The organism is Pseudomonas sp. P7759 (assembly GCF_013386445.1).
GTDB lineage: Bacteria > Pseudomonadota > Gammaproteobacteria > Pseudomonadales > Pseudomonadaceae > Aquipseudomonas > Aquipseudomonas azotoformans_A.
In genome coordinates, this window is the sequence record NZ_JACART010000073.1 from 1 (window position 1) to 3213 (window position 3213).

The window sequence follows — 3213 nt, forward strand, 5'->3', positions numbered from 1 at the left end:
CGCCTGCCTTGCACGCAGGAGGTCAACGGTTCGATCCCGTTTGGCTCCACCACTACTGCTTCTGAAGTTTGAAAGCTTAGAAATGAGCATTCCATCAAAATGATGGTGAATGTTGATTTCTAGTCTTTGATTAGATCGTTCTTTAAAAATTTGGGTATGTGATAGAAAGATAGACTGAACGTTACTTTCACTGGTAACGGATCAGGCTAAGGTAAAATTTGTGAGTTACTCAGTTTTGAGTATTATCGAATTTTCGGCGAATGTTGTCTTCACAGTATAACCAGATTGCTTGGGGTTATATGGTCAAGTGAAGAAGCGCATACGGTGGATGCCTTGGCAGTCAGAGGCGATGAAAGACGTGGTAGCCTGCGAAAAGCTTCGGGGAGTCGGCAAACAGACTTTGATCCGGAGATGTCTGAATGGGGGAACCCAGCCATCATAAGATGGTTATCTTACACTGAATACATAGGTGTAAGAGGCGAACCAGGGGAACTGAAACATCTAAGTACCCTGAGGAAAAGAAATCAACCGAGATTCCCTTAGTAGTGGCGAGCGAACGGGGACTAGCCCTTAAGTGGCTTTGAGATTAGCGGAACGCTCTGGAAAGTGCGGCCATAGTGGGTGATAGCCCTGTACGCGAAAATCTCTTAGTCATGAAATCGAGTAGGACGGAGCACGAGAAACTTTGTCTGAATATGGGGGGACCATCCTCCAAGGCTAAATACTACTGACTGACCGATAGTGAACTAGTACCGTGAGGGAAAGGCGAAAAGAACCCCGGAGAGGGGAGTGAAATAGATCCTGAAACCGTATGCGTACAAGCAGTGGGAGCCCACTTTGTTGGGTGACTGCGTACCTTTTGTATAATGGGTCAGCGACTTATTTTCAGTGGCGAGCTTAACCGAATAGGGGAGGCGTAGCGAAAGCGAGTCTTAATAGGGCGTCTAGTCGCTGGGAATAGACCCGAAACCGGGCGATCTATCCATGGGCAGGTTGAAGGTTGGGTAACACTAACTGGAGGACCGAACCGACTACCGTTGAAAAGTTAGCGGATGACCTGTGGATCGGAGTGAAAGGCTAATCAAGCTCGGAGATAGCTGGTTCTCCTCGAAAGCTATTTAGGTAGCGCCTCATGTATCACTGTAGGGGGTAGAGCACTGTTTCGGCTAGGGGGTCATCCCGACTTACCAAACCGATGCAAACTCCGAATACCTACAAGTGCCGAGCATGGGAGACACACGGCGGGTGCTAACGTCCGTCGTGAAAAGGGAAACAACCCAGACCGTCAGCTAAGGTCCCAAAGTTATGGTTAAGTGGGAAACGATGTGGGAAGGCTTAGACAGCTAGGAGGTTGGCTTAGAAGCAGCCACCCTTTAAAGAAAGCGTAATAGCTCACTAGTCGAGTCGGCCTGCGCGGAAGATGTAACGGGGCTCAAACCATACACCGAAGCTACGGGTATCACGTAAGTGATGCGGTAGAGGAGCGTTCTGTAAGCCTGTGAAGGTGAGTTGAGAAGCTTGCTGGAGGTATCAGAAGTGCGAATGCTGACATGAGTAACGACAATGGGTGTGAAAAACACCCACGCCGAAAGACCAAGGTTTCCTGCGCAACGTTAATCGACGCAGGGTTAGTCGGTCCCTAAGGCGAGGCTGAAAAGCGTAGTCGATGGAAAACAGGTTAATATTCCTGTACTTCTGGTTATTGCGATGGAGGGACGGAGAAGGCTAGGCCAGCTTGGCGTTGGTTGTCCAAGTTTAAGGTGGTAGGCTGGAATCTTAGGTAAATCCGGGATTCTAAGGCCGAGAGCTGATGACGAGTTAACTTTTAGTTAACGAAGTGGTTGATGCCATGCTTCCAAGAAAAGCTTCTAAGCTTCAGGTAACCAGGAACCGTACCCCAAACCGACACAGGTGGTTGGGTAGAGAATACCAAGGCGCTTGAGAGAACTCGGGTGAAGGAACTAGGCAAAATGGCACCGTAACTTCGGGAGAAGGTGCGCCGGTGAGGGTGAAGGACTTGCTCCGTAAGCTCATGCCGGTCGAAGATACCAGGCCGCTGCGACTGTTTATTAAAAACACAGCACTCTGCAAACACGAAAGTGGACGTATAGGGTGTGACGCCTGCCCGGTGCCGGAAGGTTAATTGATGGGGTTAGCTAACGCGAAGCTCTTGATCGAAGCCCCGGTAAACGGCGGCCGTAACTATAACGGTCCTAAGGTAGCGAAATTCCTTGTCGGGTAAGTTCCGACCTGCACGAATGGCGTAACGATGGCGGCGCTGTCTCCACCCGAGACTCAGTGAAATTGAAATCGCTGTGAAGATGCAGTGTATCCGCGGCTAGACGGAAAGACCCCGTGAACCTTTACTATAGCTTTGCACTGGACTTTGAATTTGCTTGTGTAGGATAGGTGGGAGGCTTTGAAGCGTGGACGCCAGTCTGCGTGGAGCCAACCTTGAAATACCACCCTGGCAACTTTGAGGTTCTAACTCAGGTCCGTTATCCGGATCGAGGACAGTGTATGGTGGGTAGTTTGACTGGGGCGGTCTCCTCCTAAAGAGTAACGGAGGAGTACGAAGGTGCGCTCAGACCGGTCGGAAATCGGTCGTAGAGTATAAAGGCAAAAGCGCGCTTGACTGCGAGACAGACACGTCGAGCAGGTACGAAAGTAGGTCTTAGTGATCCGGTGGTTCTGTATGGAAGGGCCATCGCTCAACGGATAAAAGGTACTCCGGGGATAACAGGCTGATACCGCCCAAGAGTTCATATCGACGGCGGTGTTTGGCACCTCGATGTCGGCTCATCACATCCTGGGGCTGAAGCCGGTCCCAAGGGTATGGCTGTTCGCCATTTAAAGTGGTACGCGAGCTGGGTTTAGAACGTCGTGAGACAGTTCGGTCCCTATCTGCCGTGGACGTTTGAGATTTGAGAGGGGCTGCTCCTAGTACGAGAGGACCGGAGTGGACGAACCTCTGGTGTTCCGGTTGTCACGCCAGTGGCATTGCCGGGTAGCTATGTTCGGAATAGATAACCGCTGAAAGCATCTAAGCGGGAAACTAGCCTCAAGATGAGATCTCACTGGAACCTTGAGTTCCCTGAAGGGCCGTCGAAGACTACGACGTTGATAGGTTGGGTGTGTAAGCGCTGTGAGGCGTTGAGCTAACCAATACTAATTGCCCGTGAGGCTTGACCATATAACACCCAAGCAATTTGA

General features: G+C 50.6%; 1 rRNA gene. It reads left to right on the forward strand.

Features of this window, described 5'->3' with window-relative positions:
* Positions 1-301: 301 nt before the first annotated feature.
* Positions 302-3193 (forward strand): 23S ribosomal RNA (locus tag HX823_RS30295).
* The last annotated feature ends 20 nt before the right edge of the window (positions 3194-3213 follow it).